At 72.1% G+C, this 22,116-nt stretch carries 17 protein-coding genes; 14 read left to right on the top strand and 3 right to left on the bottom strand.

The window, feature by feature from the left end:
• Nucleotides 1-37: 37 nt before the first annotated feature.
• From ACWCQM_RS15915 to ACWCQM_RS15905, 3 genes are read left to right on the top strand one after another with little or no spacing between them, the layout of a single operon-like run.
• Nucleotides 38-1,309 carry a tetratricopeptide repeat protein gene (locus ACWCQM_RS15915; RefSeq protein ID WP_450915889.1) on the top strand — a complete coding sequence of 424 codons (1,272 nt, stop codon included), beginning with the start codon at nucleotides 38-40 and terminating at the stop codon, nucleotides 1,307-1,309.
• Nucleotides 1,306-3,672: a polysaccharide pyruvyl transferase family protein gene (locus tag ACWCQM_RS15910; RefSeq protein WP_450915888.1), complete on the top strand. Its 2,367-nt coding sequence runs from the start codon at nucleotides 1,306-1,308 to the stop codon at nucleotides 3,670-3,672. Before ACWCQM_RS15915 ends, ACWCQM_RS15910 begins: the two co-directional genes overlap by 4 nt.
• A gap of 50 nt (nucleotides 3,673-3,722) precedes the next feature.
• Nucleotides 3,723-4,841: an acyltransferase gene (locus ACWCQM_RS15905; RefSeq protein ID WP_450915887.1), complete on the top strand. Its 1,119-nt coding sequence runs from the start codon at nucleotides 3,723-3,725 to the stop codon at nucleotides 4,839-4,841.
• A gap of 11 nt (nucleotides 4,842-4,852) precedes the next feature.
• On the opposite strand, the gene ACWCQM_RS15900 is transcribed toward ACWCQM_RS15905, so the two are convergent.
• Together ACWCQM_RS15900 and ACWCQM_RS15895 are read right to left on the bottom strand one after the other, a co-directional pair.
• Complete coding sequence (locus tag ACWCQM_RS15900; protein WP_450915886.1) at nucleotides 4,853-6,208, bottom strand: polysialyltransferase family glycosyltransferase; 1,356 nt, start codon at nucleotides 6,206-6,208, stop codon at nucleotides 4,853-4,855.
• Nucleotides 6,205-7,188: a glycosyltransferase family 2 protein gene (locus ACWCQM_RS15895; RefSeq protein ID WP_450915885.1), complete on the bottom strand. Its 984-nt coding sequence runs from the start codon at nucleotides 7,186-7,188 to the stop codon at nucleotides 6,205-6,207. Before ACWCQM_RS15895 ends, ACWCQM_RS15900 begins: the two co-directional genes overlap by 4 nt.
• 208 nt (nucleotides 7,189-7,396) lie before the next feature.
• On the opposite strand from ACWCQM_RS15895, the gene ACWCQM_RS15890 reads away from it, so the two are divergent.
• From ACWCQM_RS15890 to ACWCQM_RS15875, 4 genes are read left to right on the top strand one after another with little or no spacing between them, the layout of a single operon-like run.
• Nucleotides 7,397-8,779 carry a DUF6716 putative glycosyltransferase gene (locus ACWCQM_RS15890; protein WP_450915884.1) on the top strand — a complete coding sequence of 461 codons (1,383 nt, stop codon included), beginning with the start codon at nucleotides 7,397-7,399 and terminating at the stop codon, nucleotides 8,777-8,779.
• A 20-nt stretch (nucleotides 8,780-8,799) separates the two neighbouring features.
• Entirely contained in the window at nucleotides 8,800-10,035 is a 1,236-nt protein-coding gene (locus tag ACWCQM_RS15885; protein WP_450915883.1) for a cytidylyltransferase domain-containing protein, read from the top strand.
• Nucleotides 10,036-10,047: 12 nt separating this feature from the next.
• On the top strand, nucleotides 10,048-10,983 hold the full coding sequence (locus tag ACWCQM_RS15880) for an N-acetylneuraminate synthase family protein (protein ID WP_267074006.1): 936 nt from the start codon (nucleotides 10,048-10,050) through the stop codon (nucleotides 10,981-10,983).
• A gap of 11 nt (nucleotides 10,984-10,994) precedes the next feature.
• A complete protein-coding gene (locus tag ACWCQM_RS15875; protein ID WP_450915882.1) occupies nucleotides 10,995-12,038 on the top strand; it encodes a hypothetical protein in 1,044 nt (347 codons plus the stop codon).
• Between the two features lie 27 nt (nucleotides 12,039-12,065).
• On the opposite strand, the gene ACWCQM_RS15870 is transcribed toward ACWCQM_RS15875, so the two are convergent.
• Complete coding sequence (locus tag ACWCQM_RS15870; RefSeq protein WP_450915881.1) at nucleotides 12,066-13,790, bottom strand: serine/threonine-protein kinase; 1,725 nt, start codon at nucleotides 13,788-13,790, stop codon at nucleotides 12,066-12,068.
• Between the two features lie 275 nt (nucleotides 13,791-14,065).
• Between ACWCQM_RS15870 and ACWCQM_RS15865 the strand changes: the two genes are divergently transcribed.
• From ACWCQM_RS15865 to ACWCQM_RS15835, 7 genes are all read left to right on the top strand, one after another.
• Nucleotides 14,066-14,746, top strand: coding sequence for a hypothetical protein (locus ACWCQM_RS15865; RefSeq protein ID WP_450915880.1), 681 nt, complete (start codon nucleotides 14,066-14,068; stop codon nucleotides 14,744-14,746).
• A gap of 148 nt (nucleotides 14,747-14,894) precedes the next feature.
• The gene (locus tag ACWCQM_RS15860) at nucleotides 14,895-16,109 is read left to right on the top strand and encodes an amidohydrolase (protein ID WP_450915879.1); all 1,215 of its coding nucleotides are present in this window, start codon (nucleotides 14,895-14,897) and stop codon (nucleotides 16,107-16,109) included.
• Between the two features lie 314 nt (nucleotides 16,110-16,423).
• Complete coding sequence (locus ACWCQM_RS15855) at nucleotides 16,424-17,476, top strand: BMP family lipoprotein (RefSeq protein ID WP_450915878.1); 1,053 nt, start codon at nucleotides 16,424-16,426, stop codon at nucleotides 17,474-17,476.
• A gap of 240 nt (nucleotides 17,477-17,716) precedes the next feature.
• Nucleotides 17,717-19,300, top strand: coding sequence for an ABC transporter ATP-binding protein (locus ACWCQM_RS15850; RefSeq protein ID WP_450916083.1), 1,584 nt, complete (start codon nucleotides 17,717-17,719; stop codon nucleotides 19,298-19,300).
• Nucleotides 19,300-20,418 (top strand): ABC transporter permease, encoded by a 1,119-nt coding sequence (locus ACWCQM_RS15845; RefSeq protein ID WP_450915877.1) that lies wholly within the window; start codon nucleotides 19,300-19,302, stop codon nucleotides 20,416-20,418. Before ACWCQM_RS15850 ends, ACWCQM_RS15845 begins: the two co-directional genes overlap by 1 nt.
• The gene (locus ACWCQM_RS15840) at nucleotides 20,415-21,680 is read left to right on the top strand and encodes an ABC transporter permease (RefSeq protein WP_450915876.1); all 1,266 of its coding nucleotides are present in this window, start codon (nucleotides 20,415-20,417) and stop codon (nucleotides 21,678-21,680) included. Before ACWCQM_RS15845 ends, ACWCQM_RS15840 begins: the two co-directional genes overlap by 4 nt.
• Nucleotides 21,677-22,075 (top strand): cytidine deaminase, encoded by a 399-nt coding sequence (locus ACWCQM_RS15835; RefSeq protein WP_450915875.1) that lies wholly within the window; start codon nucleotides 21,677-21,679, stop codon nucleotides 22,073-22,075. The genes ACWCQM_RS15840 and ACWCQM_RS15835 overlap by 4 nt, the downstream gene beginning before the upstream one ends.
• Nucleotides 22,076-22,116 lie beyond the last annotated feature (41 nt).

The raw sequence follows: 22,116 nt of genomic DNA, 5'->3' as shown, positions 1-22,116 counted from the left end.
CCCGGCCGGCCACTGATGACAGAACGGCGGAACGAGCATGGGCCAGACCTTCACGGGGCTGCTCAAGGCAGTACGGGCCAGAACCGGACAGGACGCCACCGCGACGGCGCCCGCCGCCCTGCGGCTGTGCGGCGACTACCTCGCGGGCCTCGCCGCGGGCGGCCCCATGAACGACGCCCGGCAGACCCGGCTGGTCGCCGCCGTCGGCGGCCTCACGACGGCCTGCGGCAGCGACGCGGACGCCATGTTCGACGCGCTGCTGCGGACCGGGCGGCTCGCCCTGGAGACGGGTGGTGACACCGAGGCCCGCCTCGCCCTGGACATCGCCGTCGAGGCGACCGCGCTGCGGCCCAGGTCCAAGGGTGCCTGGCGGCTGCGGGGGAGCGCCCTGGACGCGCTCGGCCGGAGCGACGAGGCCGTCGTGGCGTACGAGCGCCATCTGACGCTTCAGCAGAACCCGTCGTCCGCACAGGACATCGTGCGGCGGATCGCCACCCTGAACGAGCTGCGCGCCTGCCTGGACGAGGCCGCAGGGCTGCTCCCCGGCGAGAGCGGCGGCCGTCTGCGCGAGACCTCCGCGGGCGAGGCGCGTACCGCCTTCGCCGAGCTCGTACGGCGGCGCACCGCCGACGGCGGCGGCATGGCGGACCCGGGCGTACGCCGTCTCACCGCGCTGTACGCCTCCTACCGGCGGCTGCTGGACCGGGACAGGATGGCCGACCCCCTGCTCGGCGGCGCCGAGCCCGTCGGGGTGCCCGCGCTGCGCCGCCTCGTCGCGGGACGCTCGGTGTGCCTGGTCGCGGGGGCGCCCCGGATCGCCGAGGAGGAGCGGGCGCCGGGCAGCGCGCTCGGCAGGCTGATCGAGGGATACGACCTGGTGGTGCGCTGCGACACCCTCCCCGAGGGCGCCCCGCGCACCGATCTGCACGCGCTCACCCTGCGCGGCGACACCCCGTGGACCGGTCCGGCCTGGGACCGCAGGGCCGGGACCCGGCTGGTCTTCGGCGACCCCCTCGCGCACTGGCGCAGGGCCCTGCGTGCCCGTCTCGCCGCGGGCGCCCAGGACCGCATCGGGGACGCCTCGCTGCGGCACCCCCTGGACGACCCGGCACTGCTCGGCGAGGACGGCTGGCCCCCGCGGACCAGCACCGCCTTCACGGTGCTCCGGCTCCTGGACTTCCTGGACGCGGGCCGGCTGGACCTCATCGGCTTCGGGCTGCCGGGGCAGCTGCTGCCGGGCGAGCGCGCGTGGGTCACGGCCCACGCGACACACGAGGACGAGACCGAGATGAGGACCGCGCTCCGATGAACACCCCCCCTGCGGACAGACGCACCGGCCCCGCCGCCGGCCGACCGGCCGCCGGGCCCGAGGCCGACGACAGGCGCGCCGTCACCGGCAAGCGGAGGATCGCCTTCGCCGCGTACACCGACGAGGACCGGATGCCCGGCCTGCTGGTGCTGCTGCGCAGCCTCGCCCTGACTGGCCCGGCCGTCTGCGAGGACTTCCTCGTCCTGCACCCCGGGCTGCCCGACTCCGCGTTCGACGCGGCACGCCGGCTGCACCCCCGGCTCGTCCCGCGCGCCGCTGACAGCCGACTCGACGTGTTCCGGGTGACCGGCTACGACACCGTCGTCGCCCTCGGGGCCGGCACGATCGTCCTGGGCTCCCTCGCGCCGCTGCTGGTCCTGCGCACCGGGGTCGCGGCGGTCCCCGGGCCCGGCGGCGAAGGGCCCCTGCGCGGCGGCGGGCTGGCGGTGATCCAGCTCCAGGACGTCACGGACACCGTGCTCGACGCCCTGGAGCGGGGAGAGGAGGCGGCCGACCGGGCGCTGGCGGACGAGGGGCTCCTCGTGCCGCTCGCCTCCCGCTACGACGTCCCGGCGGGACCGCCGCACGACGACACCCCCGTACCCGACAGCACCGTTGTCCTGAGGTTCGGGGCGGGCCGGTCCGGAGGGGAGAGCGACGCGTCCGCCTTCTCCGCACCGGCGCGCGCGGCGCGTGAGCGGTACGAACTGGACGACGAGGCGTTCCGCGCCGCCTACTGCGCCCTCCCCGGCTCCAAGCACCCCGAACTGCTTCTGCACTGCGCCCTGCCGTTCCCCGAAGGGGGGCGTGCGCCGGTCGACCTGGTGCGACAGGTCGCCGAGGTGCACCGGCAGCAGGGCCGCTACGACGAGGCCGTCGCGCTGCTCACCCCCGCCGTGGCGGACCGGCCGGACCTCCCGCGCTGCCACGAGACGCTGGGCATAAGCCTGATGGCCCTGTCCCGCTACGAGGAGGCCGAGGCGCACCTGCTCCTGGCCACCGTGTCACCGGACTTCGCCGCCCGCGCGTACGGACAGCTCGCCCGGCTCGCCTGGCTGCTGGGCCGGGACGCGGACGCACACGCCTACGCCCGCGAGGGGCTCGACGCGGACCCGGCCGACGGCAACTGCCATGCCTGGTACGTCCGTACCCGCCCCACCGAGGCCACGGCCGAGGGCCGCGCGGAGCAACAGCTGGCCCATGTGGCCCTGTTCGCCGACGGCCAGGAGAACGCGGGCGACAAGGTGCTGCCCGAAGCCGTACGCATGTGCTTCGGACCGGACACCGGCCCCGCCCGCTGGCACGAGCGGTCCGTGCACCGCCTGGTCGACGAGTCCGGCCTGGAGGAGCTCAACGCCAGGCGCGGCATCGTCGTCGGCGGTGGCGGGCTCTTCCTCCCCGACACCGCGCCCAACGGCAACAGCGGCTGGCAGTGGAACATCCCCGACGCGGTCCTGGCCCGGATCACCGCGCCGCTCGCCGTCTTCGCGGTCGGCTACAACGTCTTCGACGGCCAGCGCTACCGCCGCGAGCGCTTCGCGGAGAGCCTGCGCGCCCTCGTGGAGCGGTCGGCGTTCTTCGGGCTGCGCAACCAGGGCTCCGTGGACCGGGTCCGTGAACTCCTGCCGGAGGAACTCCGCGACCGGGTGCGCTACCAGCCCTGCCCCACCACCGTCGCCCGCCACCTCGAACCCGGCACGGCCGACGCGGACCACCGGGACGACACCGTGCTGGTCAACTGCGCCTACGACCGCGCCGGTCTGCGCTTCGGCCACGACTACGGCCACTTCCTCGCCGAGACGGCCGCCGCCGTACGCGCCATCGGGAAGCGCGCCGAGGTCCGCTACGCCGCCCATATGCCGGCCGACGAGAAGTTCGTCCACGACCTGCGCAGGGAACACGGCATCGCCCTGCCGGTGGAGCCGCTCTACCTGTTCACCAACGACCGGATCCGCGAGCTCTACCGGCACACGCGCCTGGTCATCGGCATGCGGGGGCACGCGGGAATGATCCCCTTCGGCTGCGGTACGCCGGTCATCAGCCTGGTCTCGCACCCCAAACTCGCCTATTTCCTCTCCGACATCGACCGCCCCGAGTGGGGTGTGTCCGTCCACGACAGGGCGCTCGGAGCCCGCCTCGCCGAGCGGGCGACCGATGTGCTGGACCACCACACGGCCGCCGTGGCCGACGTGCACGGCAGGCAGGAACGCCTCTGGTCGGTCACCCGCGCCAACCTCGGGGAACTCCAGAAGCTGTTCGGGCTTCCCGACCCCTTCTCCGGTGCCCCCGCCCCGCACGTCCCCGGGCCCCGTGCCGCCGAGGACGCACGGGGCCTTCACCTGCCCGACACCCGGACGAAGTGACTGTTCACCTGACCGGAGTTCACCCCGGCCACGCGCGTTCATAGCCTTCGATGACCATGTCTTCCTCCGTCTCCTCGCCCGCCGGCTCCTCCCCGCCCGGCGTGCCCGCCCCCGCCGAGTCCCCGCAGCCCGCCGCCGGGGCCCCGCCACGCCGTGAACACCGGTACGACATCGACCTGGTGCGGCTGCTCTGCTCCGTCGGCGTGATCCTCTGCCACACCGGCTCGGCGTTCGTGAACACGGCGGGCCGCGAGGCCTCGAACGGGCCCGGCACCTACTGGGCCGGGCTGGTCGCGGACTCGGCGGGCCGCTTCGCCGTGCCGCTGTTCTTCGCGATCGCCGGCTGGGTCGTCCTGGTCGGCGCCCCGGTCCGCGACGGGCGGCAGCTGTGGCAGCGGATCGTCCGGATCGCGGTGCCGCTCGCCGTCTGGACCGCGCTCTACCTGGCCTGGGGCAGGCTGCGCGGCACCAACGACGCCCCGGCCGGCGAGCTGGCGCTCGACTCGCTCCTCGCCTCGGTCCGCCCGGCGTACCACCTCTGGTACCTGTACGCCTACATCCCCGTGATCATGCTCCTGGCCTTCGCCGCCCTGGTGAAGTCCGGCAAGCGCCCCTGGGGCCTGGGGGCCGCCCTCCTCGTGCTGGGCGCCGCCCCGACGCTGGCGGGCGACCTGTCCCGGATCACGGGCCTGGAAGTGCCGCGCTTCGGCTGGGGCTTCGGCCCGTACCAGCTGATCTACGCCGTGCTGGGCGCCCTGGTCCTCTCGCTGCCCGCCGGTACGTTCGGCAGGCGCGGCCTGTGGTGGCTGCTCCCCGCGGGCGGGGCGCTGGCCGCGATCGTCGCGTACCAGCACGGGGTGCACTACGCGATCCCGTACGCGAGCGTCCTGGTCGCCCTGTTCAGCGCCGGTGTGCTGCTCTCCCTGCACCGCGTGCGGGTCCCCGAGCGGCTGCGCCCCGCCCTGACCCGGCTGGCGGGCGCCTCGTTCGGGGCGTACATGATCCACGTCCTGGTCCTGGGCGTCCTCACCGACCTGCTCGTCGGCAGCGACCTCTCCCTGCCGGTGGCGGCGGTGCTGGCTCTCGCCGTCACCGCCGCCACCACGGCACTCTCCTTCGGCGCCGCGCTCCTGTGGACCCGCCTCGGCCTGACCCGCCTGCTGGGCTGAGCGGCACCCCGTCAGCGGCGGGCCAGCGCGCGGGCGCGACGGGCCATCCGGCGCAGCGTCGCGTTGCGGCGGACGAAGGCCAGACGGTTGGGGACGACGCCGGGAAGGGCGAGCGAGGCCAGGCGGCGGCGCTTGAAGTAGCGCCAGGTCCGGGCGTTCAGCCGGGTGGAGAGATAGAGCTCGGCGGCCGGACGGAGGTCGGGGCGCACCCGCGGCCGCATGGCGAAGGCGACGGCGTCCAGCAGACCGCCGAGCGCCTCGGCCACCACGGCCTCCGTCGGCGGCGACTGCCCCTTCACGGCCTCGGGGTCGTCCAGACCGGGCAGCAGCGCGTCGGTGATGGTCGCCGGAATCCTGGCCGGGTTCTCGTACGGCGCGAGGCGCTCCAGGAGCGTGTCCGTGCCGGTGACCGCCACGGGCAGGCCGTACGTCACCGACGCCGTGAGCAGCGCGGACGAGGAGCAGCCGACGACCAGCGCGGGGCGCAGCCGCTCGAACAGGACCTCGGCGGGGAGCGGGACGCCGGGCAGGTCCGGGGCCGGTGCGGCCAGTTCGGCACCGAGCCGGGAGGCCTCCGCCCGCAGCGCGTCGAGCCCGGGGGCGGGCGCGCCGGGGTGCGGCCGGACGACGAGCCGCGTGTGACCCAGTGCCACCGTGCCGCGGACCATCCGCAGCGCGAGCTCCGACTCCTCGGCGGCGGACAGCGCCCCCGGCGCGGGGAGCAGCAGGACGGCGGCGCCCCCGAGGGCGTCCGGCACCGGTGAGGCGTCGGCCATCTCGCCGTAGACCTTCCGCAGGGCCCCGGCCGGCACCGTGCGTACGGGCACGCCGAACTCGGCCAGCAGCAGCGGCTTCAGGCCCGGCAGGAGATCCGGGTGGAGCAGCTGCCGGACCCGGGTGCCGATCAGCGGCGCGACCTTCCCGCCGGTGGGGCCGTATCCGGCCGACCCGTCCGCGTACACGGTGACCGGACCGTCGGTGAAAATCTGGGCGAGCGCCAGGGCGGGGGAGGCGTGCGGGGACTCCAGCACCAGCTCGACCGGCTCGTCCCCGAGGTCCCAGAGGCGGCGCAGATGGCGTTCCCACAGGGGTACGTCGTCGGGGCGGGGCGCCCACGCGCCGGGATGCAGGGGGAGGACGGCGTCGTTCCACGAGAGCACCTCGTCGAACCGGGCGCGCAGCCGGGCGTACCCGGGCAGCGCGTCGGCGGGGGGTGCCGCTTCCGGGACGGCCGAGGTGTCGCAGAGCAGCAGGACGCGGCGCGGGAAGCGCTCCGCTCCGTCCGGGTCGAAGAAGCCCGAGTCGATGGCCGCGGCGAGCGTGGCCGTGGTGTGCGGCCCTGAGGCGGCGAAGATCTGGACGGTCACGCGGCGCTCGTCTCCTTGATGCCTGCGGGACGGCGGCGCAGCCTTCGGAGCACGGTCGCCCGTTCCATGTCCATGGAGTCCAGGACATCGTCCAGAATCGGCTGGGGCATGCTTTTCAGCGCCGCCGCGCAGAGTGATTTCAGGGTGCGGGCCACCGGTGGTTCGAATTCACCGACGGCTCCGACGTGATGGGCGATGACGGCGCAGTAGGTGCGCACCGCTTTCGGCAGGAGTTCACCGGCCGCGGGGTCCGAAGCGGTGTCGGACAGCACCTGGCCGTAAGCGCGAATGAAATCCAGCCGGCGTTCGTCGCCGATCCGGGTGAGGGAGGACGCGACGCCCCGCCGGTAGAAATGGCTCAGGGTTCCCAGGACCGCGAAGGACGGGGCCCGCCGGTGCAGCCGCCAGATCCACGGCCGGTCCTCGGCGGTGCGCAGCCCGTCCGTGAAACGCAGCAGCCCCTGGTCCAGCAGGTCACGGTGGTAGAGCCCGGCCCAGGCGTACGCGTAGTCCACCGAGGTGGTCCGGTCGGCGGGCAGGATCGCCTCCCTGGGGTCGCTCACCACCCCGCGCGGACCGTGCGGGACGCGGCGCAGCGTACGGGATGTGCCGGTGACCTGGACATGGTCCGTGCGCACGAACGAGCAGCCCAGGGCCTCGGTCCGGGCGAGCAGGCGGGCGTAGTGGCCGGGGGCGACCCAGTCGTCGCCGTCCAGGAAGGCGATGTACTCGCCGCGGGCCGCGTCCAGACCGGTGTTGCGGGCCGTGGCCAGACCGGCGTTGCGTTCGTGCGAGAGGACCACCACACCCTCGATGTCCTCGCCGGCCCGGCGCAGCAGATCCCCCGTGCCGTCGGTCGAACAGTCGTCGACGAGGATGAATTCGAAGTCCTCCCGGGCATTGGCCCGCAGACTTCTGAGGGTGTCGGACGCGTAGGCCTGAACGTTGAAGAACGGCACGATGACGGAGAGCTTGACCACCCGCGTCACGTTAGGGGCGGCCCCGGCATTTGCTTTGTCGCCCGCGCATACGGAAAGTGAACGACGCGCGGCGGAAAAGTGAACCGGCCCGCATTCGGGGCCGATTCACCGGGCTGCGGAATCAAATCCCCAAGCGTCGACCGGCTGTTAACCATCTGTTGCCACCGCGTTGGGCCGCGGATCGGAATGGCTTCCTAGCTTTTACGACGTGCCCCCTCGTACCGAAGACGCGGCCGATCCGGCCGTCACCCCAGCAGCCGGAAGCGCGGCCCTGCGCATAGCCGTGCTCGCCGACTCCGACACCCGGTGGAAATGGGGCGCGCTCACCGCGCGCCGCCTCGCCGGAGCCCAGGAATCCGGCGTGGAACGCCCCGTGGAGATCACCGGGCTGCTGCTGCGCGGCCGGGCCACCCCGACGCCCAGGCAGCTCGCCGAGGTGGGCGAGGTCGGGGTCGACACGGACCGGGTGCGCGAGGTGACGGTCGTCGAGTTCCTGCACACGGTGCGGGACGAGGCGTACGACGTCGTGGTGCTCGCCCTCGTCGGCGGCGCCGTCCAGGCCATGCTGCACGGACTGGCCGCACTGGAGCTGCCCCGCAGGCCCGTGGTCGTCACCGGCTATGTCGGGGTGGTCTACGAGAAGCTCGCCGACGGACTCCTGCTGCGCCACGGCGCGGACGTCGTCCTCGCCAACTCCCGTCACGACGCGGACCGTTTCCGCGCGGTGTACGAAGGGGTCGGCGCCGACGCCTCGTCCGTCACCGAGGCCGCCCTGCCCTTCCTCGGCGGGGAGCCCCACCGGGCGGTGGATGGCCGCGACACCGTGGTGTTCGCCGCCCAGCCCTCGGTCCCCGCGTCCCGCGCCGACCGGATGTACCTGCTGCGCCGCCTCGTCGAGCACGCCCGGCTGCACCCCGGCCGCGAGGTGCTGCTGAAGCTGCGTTCCAAGCCGGGTGAGCACACCACGCACATCGAGGAGCTTCCCTACCAGCGCCTCGCCGAGCGGCTCCCCGGCGGTCTGCCGCCCAACTTCCGCCTGGTGTACGGCCACATGGGCGAGGTCCTGGACCGCACCGACCTGCTGGTCACCGTGTCCTCGACCGCCGCCCTGGAGTCCCTGCACCGCCGCATCCCGACGGCGGTCCTCTCCGACCTCGGCGTCCGCGAGACCCTCGGCAACCACCACTTCATCGGCTCCGGGCTGATCACCTCCTGGGACCACCTCGACGGCGGCCTGCGCCCCGAGCCCGACGAGGAGTGGCTCGCCGGCCAGGGCGTCGCCGCCGACGGCAGCTATGCGACGGCCTACGACACCGCCCGCGCCCGGGTCGGAGCACTGCTCGCCGCAGGGCCGCTTCCCCGCCTCGCCCCCTACTACACGCCCGCCACCGCGCCCGGATACCTCCCCGGCATCCTCGCCCGCCACCACCTGGGCCCTGACGGCGTGCCCCTCCCGGGCGCCGTCGCCCCCAAGGAGACCGGCCGGGTCCGGGGCGCGGTGCGCGAAACCGTACGCAACGCGGCGCGCGGCGCCTACCGCCACGGCGTGCAGCGGGTCGCCCCCGTGATCCGGCGGATGGGCGAGCTGTGACCACCGATTCAGGAGCATCCATGACCCCGCCCCCCACCGTGCTCGCCGTGATCCCCGCCCGCGGCGGATCCAAGGGCGTGCCCGCCAAGAACCTCGCCCAGGTCGGCGGAGTCCCGCTCGTCGCCCGCGCGGTCCGTGCCTGCCTCGCCTCGCCCGAGGTCACCGATGTCGTCGTCACCACCGATGACGCGGCCATCGCCGACGCCGCCCGCGCGGCCGGCGAGGCGCTGGGGGAGGCCGGCCGGCTGCACTGCGTGCAGCGCCCCGCCGCCATCGCGGGCGACACCGCGACCAGCGAGGACGCCGTCCTGCACGCCCTGGACGCGTACGAGGCGATGGGGCACGGCCGCACGGCCGACGTGGTCCTCCTGGTCCAGTGCACGAGCCCCTTCATCACCCGTGAGGACATCGACGGCGTCGCGGCCGCGGTCGCCCGCGAGGGCGCCGACACGGCCGTCACCGTGGCCCCCTTCCACGGCTTCGTGTGGCGCGACGGCAGCGCGGTCGAGGACGACACCTACGGCGTCAACCACGACAAGTCCGTACGCCCCCGCCGCCAGGACCGGCCCCAGGACCTCCTGGAGACCGGCGCCGCCTACGCCATGGACGCCGAGGGCTTCCGTACCCACCGCCACCGCTTCTTCGGCCACACCGCGCTGGTGCGGACCGACCCCGCGCGGGTGCTGGAGATCGACGACCCGCACGACCTGGCCCGCGCCCGCGTCCTCGCACCGCTCCTGGACCCCTCCCCGCTGCCCACCCGGGCGGACATCGACGCCGTCGTCCTCGACTTCGACGGCACGCAGACCGACGACCGCGTCCTCGTCGACTCCGACGGACGCGAGACCGTCGCGGTGCACCGGGGCGACGGTCTCGGCATCGCCGCACTGCGCCGGGCCGGACTTCCCCTGCTGATCCTCTCCACGGAACAGAACCCGGTCGTCGCCGCCCGCGCCCGCAAACTCCAGGTCCCGGTCCTCCACGGCATCGACCGCAAGGACCTGGCGCTCAAGCAGTGGTGCGAGGAGCAGTCCATCGCTCCCGACCGCGTGCTCTACGTCGGCAACGACGTCAACGACCTGGCCTGCTTCGGCCTGGCGGGCTGGCCCGTCGCCGTGGCGAGCGCCCACGACTCGGTGCGCGCCGCCGCGCGCGCCGTGACCACCAACCCCGGCGGCTCCGGCGCCATCCGCGAGATCGCGGCCTGGCTCCTGGGTCCCACCCTCACCACTGTCCCCAACACCCCCACCATGTAAGGAAGCACCACCATGAGCAGCACCTCCCGTCTGCGCACCTTCGGCACCCGCACCGCCGGACCCGGTCACCCCGTCTACGTCACCGGCGAGATCGGCATCAACCACAACGGTGACCTCGAGAACGCCCTCGCGCTGATCGACGTGGCCGCCGAAGCCGGCTGTGACGCCGTCAAGTTCCAGAAGCGCACCCCGGAGATCTGCACCCCGCGCGACCAGTGGGACATCGAGCGCGACACCCCCTGGGGCCGGATGACGTACATCGACTACCGCCACCGCGTCGAGTTCGGCGAGGCGGAGTACACCGCCATCGCCGAGCACTGCGCCAAGCGCGGCATCGACTGGTTCGCCTCCCCGTGGGACACCGAGGCCGTCGCCTTCCTGGAGAAGTTCGACGTCCCCGCGCACAAGGTCGCCTCCGCCTCCCTCACCGACGACGAGCTCCTGCGCGCCCTCCGCGCCACCGGCCGCACCGTCATCCTCTCCACCGGCATGTCGACGCCGAAGCAGATCCGGCACGCGGTCGAGGTCCTCGGCAGCGACAACATCCTGCTCTGCCACGCCACGTCGACGTACCCGGCGAAGGCCGAGGAGCTCAACCTGCGGGTCATCAACACCCTCCAGCAGGAGTACCCGAACGTCCCGATCGGCTACAGCGGCCACGAGACCGGTCTGCAGACGACCCTCGCCGCCGTCGCGCTCGGCGCCACGTTCGTCGAGCGCCACATCACCCTGGACCGCGCCATGTGGGGCTCCGACCAGGCCGCCTCCGTCGAGCCGCAGGGCCTCACGCGCCTCGTCCGCGACATCCGCACCATCGAGGCGTCCCTCGGCGACGGCGTCAAGAAGGTCTACGAGTCCGAGCTCGGCCCGATGAAGAAGCTCCGCCGGGTCGCGGGCGTCGTCGCCGAGGGCGAGAACGCGCCGGCCGCCGAGCCGGTCGCGGTCTGACGGGCCGACCGGTGAACCTCGCCTTCGTCGAGAGCCCGGTCCAGCTCCTGAACGTCCTGGAGTGGACCCACACCAGGGGAGGACCCGACACCACGGTCGTCGTCCTCCCCCCGGTCGACCCGATGTCGCGCGGCCAGCTGCGCAGGATGGCGGAGCTGGCCCGCGACGAGGGCATACATGTCCGCTGGCAGGAGGCGCGCGGGGAGACCGGCGCGCCCCTGAAGGCCCTGCGGGCCCTGACCGGCCTGATCCGCAAGGCCGACCGCATCGTCATCGGGGACCCCTTCTCCCGTTACGTGCAACTGCTCCTGAGCCTGGTCCGCACCCGCCGGATCACGGTGGTCGACGACGGCACGGCCACCATGGAGTTCGTCGCCCAGCTGGCCCGGGGCGAACGTCTCGTGCGCTGGCACCGCCGGGGGAGCGGGGGGCCGCGCGAGCTGCTGCTCGCCCCGGTCACCTCCGCGGCCCGCCGCAGCTTCACCCCCTCGGCGACCCGCACGGTCGAGGTGTTCACCGCCATGCCGGTGGAGGCTCCCCCCGGCATCGAGGTCACCGCGAACACCTTCGCCTGGACCCGGGAACGCTTCGGCCCGCCCCTCATCACCAAGGGGGCCGACCTGGTCGGCACCTCCCTGGTGGAGACGGGCGTGGTCGACCCGGCCCCGTACGAGGAAGCCGTCACGGCCCTGGCCCGCACCCATGGCGCGACCCGCTACTTCGCGCACCGCCGCGAGTCGGCGGAGAAGCTCCACGCCCTGGAATCCGCCACCGGCCTGGAGATCGTCCGCCCGGACCTCCCCCTGGAACTCATCGCCCGCAGAGGCCCCGTCGGCCACACGGTCCTGAGCTTCCCGTCCACCGTGGTCCACACCCTCCCCCTGGCCCTGGCGGGCACGGGAGTGAAGGTCGCGGTGTGCGACATAGCGCCCGAGTGGCTGCGGGACACGGCGTCCCCCCGCGCGCAGGGTTTCCTGAGCGGGGTCACGGAGACGGCCCGGGACGTGCAGCGGCTGGCGCCGTGGCGGGTCACGGCGGCGGCCACGGAGGGCTGAGGGGGCGCCCGCCGCGGCCGGGCCTCCCTACTGGTCCGCGTTCGGCCAGACGGTCAGGTCGCCCTGGAGGAAGGCCTGCTCCGGCAGCGAGGTCGACTTCGTCTGGATCACGAACAGCCCGATGTTGCCCTTGTCGTCCTTCATGCAGAACTCGGTGCCGACCGCGGCCGCCGACAGCGACCAGCTGTGGGCGTCGGCGCTGTTGAGCATGAGACGGCACATGTCCAGGCCTGTGCCATGGCCGCCCATTATCTGCATGAAGACGGTGTGCTCGCCCTTCAGTTCACAGCCGGGCTCCTTGCAGCTCAGATGGATGTCACCCTTGTTGCCCTTCAGAGAGGGCGGGTTCTCCAGGCTCAGCCGGTGCTTCGCGTCCACCGTCACCGGGGCGAACACCTTGGGCCATGGATTGCCGTCCGGGTCCGTCGCGGACGCCTCGCTCCCGGAGGTGTCTTCACCGGTCCCGACGGCCGAAGGACCAGGGGAGTCCGGCTTCTCCGACGCGTCCGACGAGGTGCCCGGAGAAGACCCCGTCGGGGACCCGGACGACCGCCCGGCCGGTCCGGTCGCGGATGTCCTGGAGCCGGACGCGTCATCGTCGCCGAACCGGCCGATCGCATCCGTGAGGGTCCACGCCAGTGCCGCCACCAGCAGAAGGCCTCCCGTCACACCGGCGGCCGTGACCAGTGCGGTGCGCCGCCTGCGAATCCTGCGCTCCTGTGCCGTCAGCTGCTTCTTCGGCCATCCGAACTGCGGCTGCGGGTAAGGAGGGGCGAGCAGGGGCGCCGGCGCGGTCGCGGCCGTAGGCGTGAGCGTGGGCTGCTGCGGAAGGGCAGGGGTCGGATCGGGTACGGGTGCCGGAGCCACCGTCTCCGGTCCGGCGACCTCCCGCCACACGGGGGGTCCCCCGCTCGTGCCGGCCTCCGCCCCCAGGCGCTGCCGGCACCACTCCACGATCTCGGCGGGCGTGGCACGCTCCGCCGGTTCGGCGGCCAGGCACCGGGCGAACAGCGGTCGCAGCGCATCGGGCAGCAGCGACAGATCGGGTTCGGAGTGCAGGATCCGGTACTGGACGTTGACGGCCGGGCCGTCGCCGTAGAGCGTCCGGCCCAGCGCCGCGAACGCCGCCGTCTGGCCGAGCGCGAAGACATCGGCCGCCGGGGTGATCTCACCCCCGGACACCTGCTCCGGAGCCATGAAGGACGGCGTGCCGATGGTGCTCCCCGGTGCGGTGTACGACGTCCCGCCCGCGGCCAGCGCGATACCGAAGTCGATCACCCGGGGGCCGTCGTGGGCCAGCAGCACGTTCGAAGGCTTCAGGTCCCGGTGCACGATGCCCTCGGCGTGGATGACCTGCAGGGCCTCGGCCACCCCGGCCATCAGCCACAGCAGCGCCGGCACCGGCAGCGGCCCGCGCCGGGTCACCGCCTGCGTCAGCGAGGGCCCCGGCACGTACAGCGTGGCCAGCCACGGAGGTGTCCCGTCGGCGTCGGCGTCGATCAGCTCGGCGGTGTACGCCCCCTTGACCTGCCGCGCCGCCCTGATCTCCCGGGCGAACCGCCTTCGGAAGTCCGGATCGTCGGCCAGCTCCGGCCGCACCACCTTGATCGCCACGGGCCGGCCGCCCTGCGTGTGCGACAGATACACCCGGCCCATACCGCCGGCACCCAGCCGCGCGGCGAACCGATAGCCCTCCACCGAGGGTGGATCGTCGGACTGGAGTGGCTGGAAGACCTCTGTGGCGTGACTCATCAGCCGTGTACCCCCCACTTGATGCATTGGCCAACGGCAGCAGCCTAAGTGGAGGCCCTGAACGGCTCGTCACGGCGCCCCCGCCCTGCTCCGGTCCATGCCCCGGAGCCCAGGGGGAGGCTCCATGCCCCGGAATCCGCCGCCTTGCCCGGAGGCTCCCGGGCGGGGTCCCGGAGACAGCCCGGGATGTATCGGACGCACCCCGGCGGTTGTCAACCGGCTCCCGTAGATTGGCCGGTGACCGATCGTCCCGGACACGTGAAGGAGCCCGCCGGGTGCCCAGTACGTTGAGCCTGCGGTCGCTGGGGAAGCTGAGGACCGCCCCCGGCGGCGACATGGACTGCCGCATCGACTTCTCCGACGGGCAGGGCGGTTCCCGGCCGGTCGCCCACGTGGAACGCGAGCTTCCGCCCGGCGGCGTACCCGTTTATCTCGCGGCACGCAAGAGCGGCGCCCGCTCCTTCGTCCTGTGGGCGGACGAGCACCGCCAGGCGCGGGTCGCCACGCTGGTGACCGTCTCCGCGAGCGGCGGGCGGGCGCAGTTCCAGGTGCTCGGCGCGCAGGGGGAACAACTCGGGGTGATCACGCGCGACAAGGCGTTCAGCCGGGGTCTGCGCACACGCTGGACCGTGACACCCGCCGGTGGCACCGACGCGGTGGGATACAAGGGCCGGCTCTTCTGGTGGTGCGTGTGGTGGCCCTTCACGCTCTTCCTGCCGATCATGCTCGTGGCCCTCGTGTTCGGCGGAGGCGGAGGCGGCGGGGACTTCCCGCGCGGCCCCCGCCGCATCAAGTGGCGCTCCGGGGGGAAGGTGCCGCTGGAGTTCACGTCGTCCGGCAACACGGTGCGGCTGTACGCGCCGGAGCTGGACTGGCGGCTCGGAGCCGCCCTCACGGCCCTGGTCCCGTCCTTCGACAGCTGGATCGGCCCTCCCTGGGACGCGCGGAACGACTGACCGGGCTCGCGGCCCGCCGGAAAGCGGGGGAGTTTACCCACCCAGAACGCCCGCCACACGCCGCAACGCCATCTTTTGTTCGTCTGTGCGGCTGAACTTTTGTTGATCTGTGGCCAGTTGTGGGTGGTGGGGGCCTACCCTTGACTAGGTGAACCAGTTGAAGTCCCGTGCGCCCCACGCCGAGGCCGTCCTGCCCGGCACACTCACCGACGGACTGCGTGCCGAGCTCATCGCCTTCCGCCGTGATCTGCACATGCACCCGGAGCTCGGCAACCAGGAGTTTCGCACCACCGCGGCCATCAAGGCCCGGCTGGAGAAGGCGGGGCTGGAGCCCGAGGTGCTGCCCGGCGGCACGGGACTCGTCTGTGACGTGGGGGAGTGGGACGGCGTGACGCCCATGCTGGCGCTGCGCGGGGACATCGACGCCCTGCCGATCCCGGACACCAAGACCGGCGTCCCCTACCGGTCCACGGTGCCCGACCGCGCGCACGCCTGCGGGCACGACGTCCACACCGTGTGCGTCCTGGGCGCGGGACTCGTGCTCAGCGAGCTCGACCGGCAGGGCCTGCTGCCGCGCCCCGTGCGGCTGCTGTTCCAGCCCGCCGAGGAGGTGCTGCCCGGCGGTGCGTCCGACGCGGTGGCTGCCGGGGTGCTGGAGGGCGTCGGGCGGATCATCGGGGTGCACTGCGACCCCAAGGTGGACGTGGGGAAGATCGGGCTCCGGATCGGGCCGATCACCTCCGCCTGCGACCGGGTGGAGGTGTCCCTCGACGGTCCGGGCGGGCACACCGCCCGCCCCCACCTCACCACCGACCTGGTCACGGCCGCGGCCCGGGTGGCCACCGACGTGCCCGCCCTGCTCGCCCGGCGTGTGGACGCGCGGGCCGGCCTCGCGGTCACCTGGGGGCGGCTGGAGACCGGCCACGCGCCCAATGTCATCCCGCAGCACGCCGAGCTGTCTGGCACGGTGCGCTGCCTCGACCTGGAGAGCTGGCGGCAGGCGCCCGACCTGGTGCACGCGGCGATCGACGAGGTGGCCGGAATGTACCGGGCGAAGACCGTGATCGACTACGTACGGGGCGTCCCGCCCGTGGTGAACGAGGCCGAGACGATCGGCCTGCTCGACGCCGCGATGACGATCCGCCGCGGATCGTATGCGATCGAGGACACCGAACAGAGTCTCGGCGGAGAGGACTTCTCCTGGTACCTGGAGAAGATTCCCGGCGCCATGGCCAGGCTCGGCGTACGCGGTCTCGGCGACATCCGCGACCTGGACCTGCACCGGGGAAACTTCGACGTGGACGAGGAAGCCATCACCGTCGGGGTCGAGCTGTTCACCGCCGCTGCTCTGCTGGACAGCTGACCAGTGCCCCTCCCGTGCGGCGGCACTCCGGGCGCCCGCCCGCAGCCGCCCGGAGTGCCGCCGGGCCCGGAAGCGGCCCGGGCTCCGGGCCTCCCACGGCTCCGGGGCCCCGTGACCCGCTCCCGGCGGCCCGGCCGGTGGAGGGCCGCGCGGCCCGATCCGGCAACGATGCGTAGGCCACCAGGACACCTTCTGTTCGCGACGATCCGATAACGGCTTCCGTACAGGTCCTTATCTGACATCTACGCGCGTTACGATCGCCGCGAAACCAGCGCCGGAAGAGGCGCTTCGGTCAGGTTTGAAGGAGCCTTCCCTTGCGCCGGATCACCAGGATTGCCACCGTGGGCGTCATGTCCGCGGCACTCGCTCTGAGCGTCAGTGCCTGTGGCGACTCGTCGTCGGACAGCAGCACGTCGTCCGACTCCAAGGCCGACAAGACGGCCATCGCCTACGACATCGGTGGCCGCGGCGACCAGTCGTTCAACGACGCCGCCTACGCGGGCCTGGCCAAGGCCGAGAAGGAACTCGGCGTCAAGGGCACCGAGGCCGAGCCCTCCGAGGGCGAGTCGGACGCGGACAAGGTCCAGCGCCTCACCTCGCTGGCCCGCGCCGGCAACAACCCGGTGATCGGTGTCGGCTTCGCCTACGCGCCCGCCATCAAGAAGGTCGCCCCGAAGTTCCCGAAGATCACCTTCGGCATCATCGACGACGCCTCTGTGACCGGCGACAACATCGCCAACATCGTCTTCAACGAGGAGCAGGGCTCCTACCTCGCGGGTGTCGCCGCCGCCAAGGTCACCAAGACCAAGACGGTCGGCTTCATCGGCGGTGTCGAGACCCCGCTGATCAAGAAGTTCCAGGCCGGCTTCGAGCAGGGCGTCAAGGACACCGACTCCGCGGTCAAGGTCGTGCCGCAGTACCTGACGCAGCCGCCGAACTTCGACGGCTTCTCCAAGCCCGACCTGGGCAAGGCCGCCGCGCAGGGCCAGCTCGACAAGGGCGCCGACGTGATCTACTCGGCCGCTGGTCTGGCCGGTTCCGGTGCCATCGAGGCCGTCTCCAAGGCCGGCAAGTGGAACATCGGCGTCGACTCCGACCAGTACAACCAGGCGGGTCTGGCCGACTACAAGGAGTCGATCCTCACCTCCGTCACCAAGGACGTCGAGGACTCCGTCTTCAACCTGATCAAGTCCGTCCAGGACGGCAAGCCGCAGTCCGGTGAGGTCCGCTACGGCCTCGACAAGGACGGCGTCGGCCTGGCGATGTCCAACCCGGCCTTCACCAAGATGACCGAGGTCATCGCCGCCGTGGACAAGGCGAAGCAGGAGATCATCGAAGGCAAGATCACCGTCAAGACCGCCCCGTAACGGCTCCGGTCGTCAGGCTGGTTTCCCGTGGGCCCGGAGTGCGGAGCGCCGCCGCTCCGGGCCCGTGGGGTGCTCATCGAAGAAGTTGTGCCCGTCGCAGTGCCCTGTTCGCACAGGCCTCGGACCCGGTGTCGGGGCCGTGCCGTGGTTCCTCGCTTTACGATTCGGCAGCGCTACGCGTGTAGACGGCCCTCAGGCGCGATAACTTCACCCCGCCCCTCTGCCCCCGTGCCCCCGCTCCTGTCCGGCCAAGGAGAGTGCGTCATCAACGCGTCCAGCAGTCCCCCCGCCGTAGAACTGCACGGCATCACCAAGCGCTTCCCCGGAGTCGTGGCCAACCACGACATCGGTATCACCGTACGCAAGGGAACGGTCCACGCCCTCGTCGGCGAGAACGGCGCCGGAAAGTCCACCCTGATGAAGATCCTCTACGGCATGCAGAAGCCGGACGAGGGCACCATCGCGGTGGACGGCGAGCAGGTCTCGTTCGGCAACCCCGGTGACGCCATCGCGCGTGGCATCGGCATGGTCCACCAGCACTTCATGCTCGCCGACAACTTCACCGTCCTGGAGAACGTCGTCCTCGGCGGCGAGAAGCTGCACGGCATCGGCTCGGCCGCGCGCAAGAAAATCAAGGAGATCTCCGACGCGTACGGCCTGGGGGTGCGGCCCGACGCGCTCATCGAGGACCTCGGCGTCGCCGACCGCCAGCGCGTGGAGATCCTCAAGGTCCTCTACCGGGGCGCCCGCATCCTCATCCTCGACGAGCCGACCGCCGTGCTCGTGCCGCAGGAGGTGGACGCGCTCTTCGCGAACCTCCGCGAGCTCAAGGCCGAGGGCCTCACCGTCATCTTCATCTCGCACAAGCTCGGCGAGGTGCTCTCCGTCGCCGACGAGATCACGGTGATCCGGCGGGGCACGACGGTCGGCACCGCCGACCCCGCGAACACCACCACCAAGCAGCTCGCCGAGCTGATGGTCGGCAGCGAACTCCCCTCGCCCGAGACGCGCGAGTCCACCGTGACGGACGTGCCGATGCTGCGCGTCGAGGGGCTCTCCCTCAGCGTGACGGACCCCGACGGCGTCGTCCGCGACGTCCTGTCCGACGTCGGCTTCACGATCCACAAGGGCGAGGTCCTCGGCATCGCGGGCGTCGAGGGCAACGGCCAGACCGAGCTGATCGAGACGCTCGTCGGCATGCGGAGCCCGGACGGCGGCGTCATCACGCTGGACACCGACGACATCTCGCGCACCCCGACCCGCAAGCGGCGCGAGGGCGGCCTCGGTTACATCCCCGAGGACCGCCACCGCCACGGGGTCCTGCTGGACGCCCCGCTCTGGGAGAACCGCATCCTCGGCCACGTCACGGAGAAGCCCAACAGCAAGGGCTGGCTCCTGGACCCGAAGGCCGCACGCACCGACACCGAGCGGATCGTGCGCGAGTACGACGTCCGCACGCCCGGCATCGAGGTCACCGCTGGTTCCCTCTCCGGCGGCAACCAGCAGAAGCTGATCGTCGGCCGCGAGATGAGCCACAGCCCGAAGCTGCTGATCGCCGCGCACCCCACCCGGGGCGTGGACGTCGGCGCGCAGGCGCAGATCTGGGACCAGATCCGCGAGGCCCGCCGCGAGGGCCTCGCCGTCCTGCTCATCTCGGCGGACCTGGACGAGCTCATCGGGCTCTCCGACACCCTGCGCGTCATGTACCGAGGACAGCTGGTCGCGGACGCCGACCCCGCCACCATCACACCCGAGGAACTGGGCTCGGCCATGACCGGCGCCGCCGCCGGTCACCTCGAAGCAGCACCGGAGGACGAGGCCTGATGAAGAAATTCGACAAGGACCGGCTGATCCTGGGCTTCGCCGGCCCGGTACTCGCCCTGGTCGTCGCCTTCGCGCTCAGCACCATCGTGCTGCTCATCTCCGACCGCGACCCGTTCGAGCTGTACCGGCTGCTCTTCGAGCAGGTGTCGTACAGCGACGTACAGGTCCTGATCATCAACCAGGCCGGTACGTACTACCTCGCCGCTCTCGCGGTCGCGGTCGGCTTCCGGATGAACCTCTTCAACATCGGTGTCGACGGGCAGTACCGCCTCGCGGCGATGATGGCCGCCCTCGTCGGTGCCAGCGTCAGCCTGCCGGGACCGCTCCAGATCGCGCTGATCGTCGTCGTGGCGATGCTGGTCGGTGCCTTCTGGGCGGGCATCGCGGGCATCCTGAAGACCACGCGCGGAGTGAGCGAGGTCGTGTCCACGATCATGCTCAACTCCATCTCGACTTCGCTGATCGCTTGGCTGATCCTGCCTACGAACTTCGGTGACCAGGCCGCGGGCTCCAACAACCTGACGACGGGCGAGATCCCGGAGGCCGGATGGTTCCCCGGTCTCTCCCTCAGCGCCGAGGCCGGTGAGATCTACGGATTCACCTTCGTCGCCGCCGGCTGCGGACTCGTCTACTGGTTCGTCCTGAACCGCACCCGGTTCGGCTTCGACCTGCGCGCCACGGGCGCCAGCGAGAGCGCCGCCCAGGCCTCCGGCGTCGACGCCAAGAAGATGATCCTGACCTCGATGCTGATCTCGGGCGGGATCGCCGGCCTCGTCGGCATGCCGACGCTGCTGGGCGACACCCACACGTACAGCCTCGACTTCCCCGTCGGCCTCGGCTTCACCGGCATCACCATCGCGCTGCTCGGCCGCAACCACCCGGTGGGCATCGCGCTCAGCGCGTTGCTGATCGCGTTCCTGGACAAGGCGTCTTCCCCCCTCGACCAGTTCGGCTTCGAGAAGGAGATCGCCACGATCATGCAGGGCCTGATCGTGATCTCGGTCGTCGTCAGCTACGAGCTCGTCCGGCGTTACGGGACCCGCCGCCAGCAGCAGAAGGTCGGCGAGGAACTCGCCGCCGGCCACGCCCTCACCACCGAGAAGGAGGCGGCCCTGTGAGTACCAGCAAAGTCTCCGCCGCACGCGTCGCCGCCCCGAAGGGCGGCGGACGGCGCAAGCTGTCCCTGCCCGTCGTCCTCCTGATCATCGCCGGTGCGCTCGCCCTTGTCTCGCTGGTGCGCCTCATCAGCGGCGCGAACGACGTGACCTCCGCGGGCCAGGTCAGTGGCGCCCTCGAACTCGCGGTCCCGATCGGACTCGCGGGCCTCGGCGGCCTCTGGGCCGAGCGGGCCGGTGTCGTCAACATCGGTCTCGAGGGCATGATGATCCTCGGCACCTGGTTCGGCGCCTGGGCCGGCTTCCAGTGGGGCCCCTGGGTGGGTGTCCTGTTCGGCGTCATCGGCGGCGCGCTCGGCGGTCTGCTGCACGCGGTCATCACCGTCACCTTCGGCGTGAACCACATTGTCTCCGGTGTGGCCATCAACATCCTCGCCGTCGGCGTCACCCGCTACCTCTCCAACTTCACCTTCGCCGAGGAGCCCGGCGGGTCCTCCAAGCAGTCACCGCGGCTGGAGGAGATCGACAAGATCACCATCCCGGGGCTCTCGGACTGGATGCAGGACCTCCAGCAACACCACTGGTTCTTCGTCTCCGACCTCGCGGGCATCATCGGCGGCCTGGTCACCGGCCTGTCCCTGCTGACCGTCGTCGCCCTGCTGCTCATCCCCGCCACCTGGTGGGTGCTGTGGCGCACCACGTTCGGCCTGCGGCTCCGCTCCTGCGGCGAGAGCCCCGTGGCGGCCGAGACCCTCGGTGTGAACGTCTACAAGTACAAGTACATCGCCGTGACGATCTCGGGCGGTCTGGCGGGACTCGGCGGCGCGTTCCTGGCCATCGTCGCCACCAGCATCTACCAGGAGGGCCAGACCGGCGGCCGCGGTTATATCGGTCTCGCCGCGATGATCTTCGGCAACTGGATGCCCGGTGGCATGGCCCTGGGCGCCGGACTCTTCGGCTTCACCGACAGCCTCAAGCTCCGCGGCGGCGCCGAGAACGTCCACGCGATGCTGCTGCTTCTGGCAATCCTGTTGGTGATCGTCGTCTTCTGGCAGCTGTACCGGAAGAAGTACCTGTCCGCGGCCATCTCGGCGGTCATCTCCGGCGCGCTCTTCACCTGGTACGCCCTGACCGACCAGGTTCCGAGCCAGTTCGTCGACGCCGCGCCGTACGTCACGACGCTGCTGGTGCTCGCCCTGTCCGCGCAGCGGCTGCGCATGCCGAAGGCGGACGGCGTGCCGTACCGCAAGGGCGAGGGCAAGTGACAGCCCCCGCGCCCGTCGACTGGGAGAAGCTCCGCGAGGCCGCCCGGGACGCCATGTCCCGGGCGTACGCCCCGTACTCGGGCTACCCGGTCGGCGTCGCGGCCCTCGTCGACGACGGCCGCACGGTCACCGGATGCAACGTCGAGAACGCCTCGTACGGCATCGGGCTCTGCGCCGAGTGCGGGCTGGTCTCGCAGCTCGCCGTCACGGGCGGCGGCCGGCTGACGCACTTCACCTGCGTGGACGGCACGGGCTCGGTGCTCGTGCCGTGCGGGCGGTGCAGGCAGCTGCTGTACGAGTTCGGCGGACCCGGCCTCGTCCTGGAGACGCCCGACGGTCTCCGTACGCTCGACGAGATGCTGCCGCAGGCCTTCGGGCCGCAGCACCTGGGGTAGGACCCCGCCGCCGCGCCGTTCCGGGCGGGCCCGACCGGCCC

It is taken from the genome of Streptomyces sp. NPDC002125, from assembly GCF_053593715.1.
Note: the sequence above shows the minus strand (reverse complement) of the source record. Positions and strands in the feature narration are given on the sequence as shown.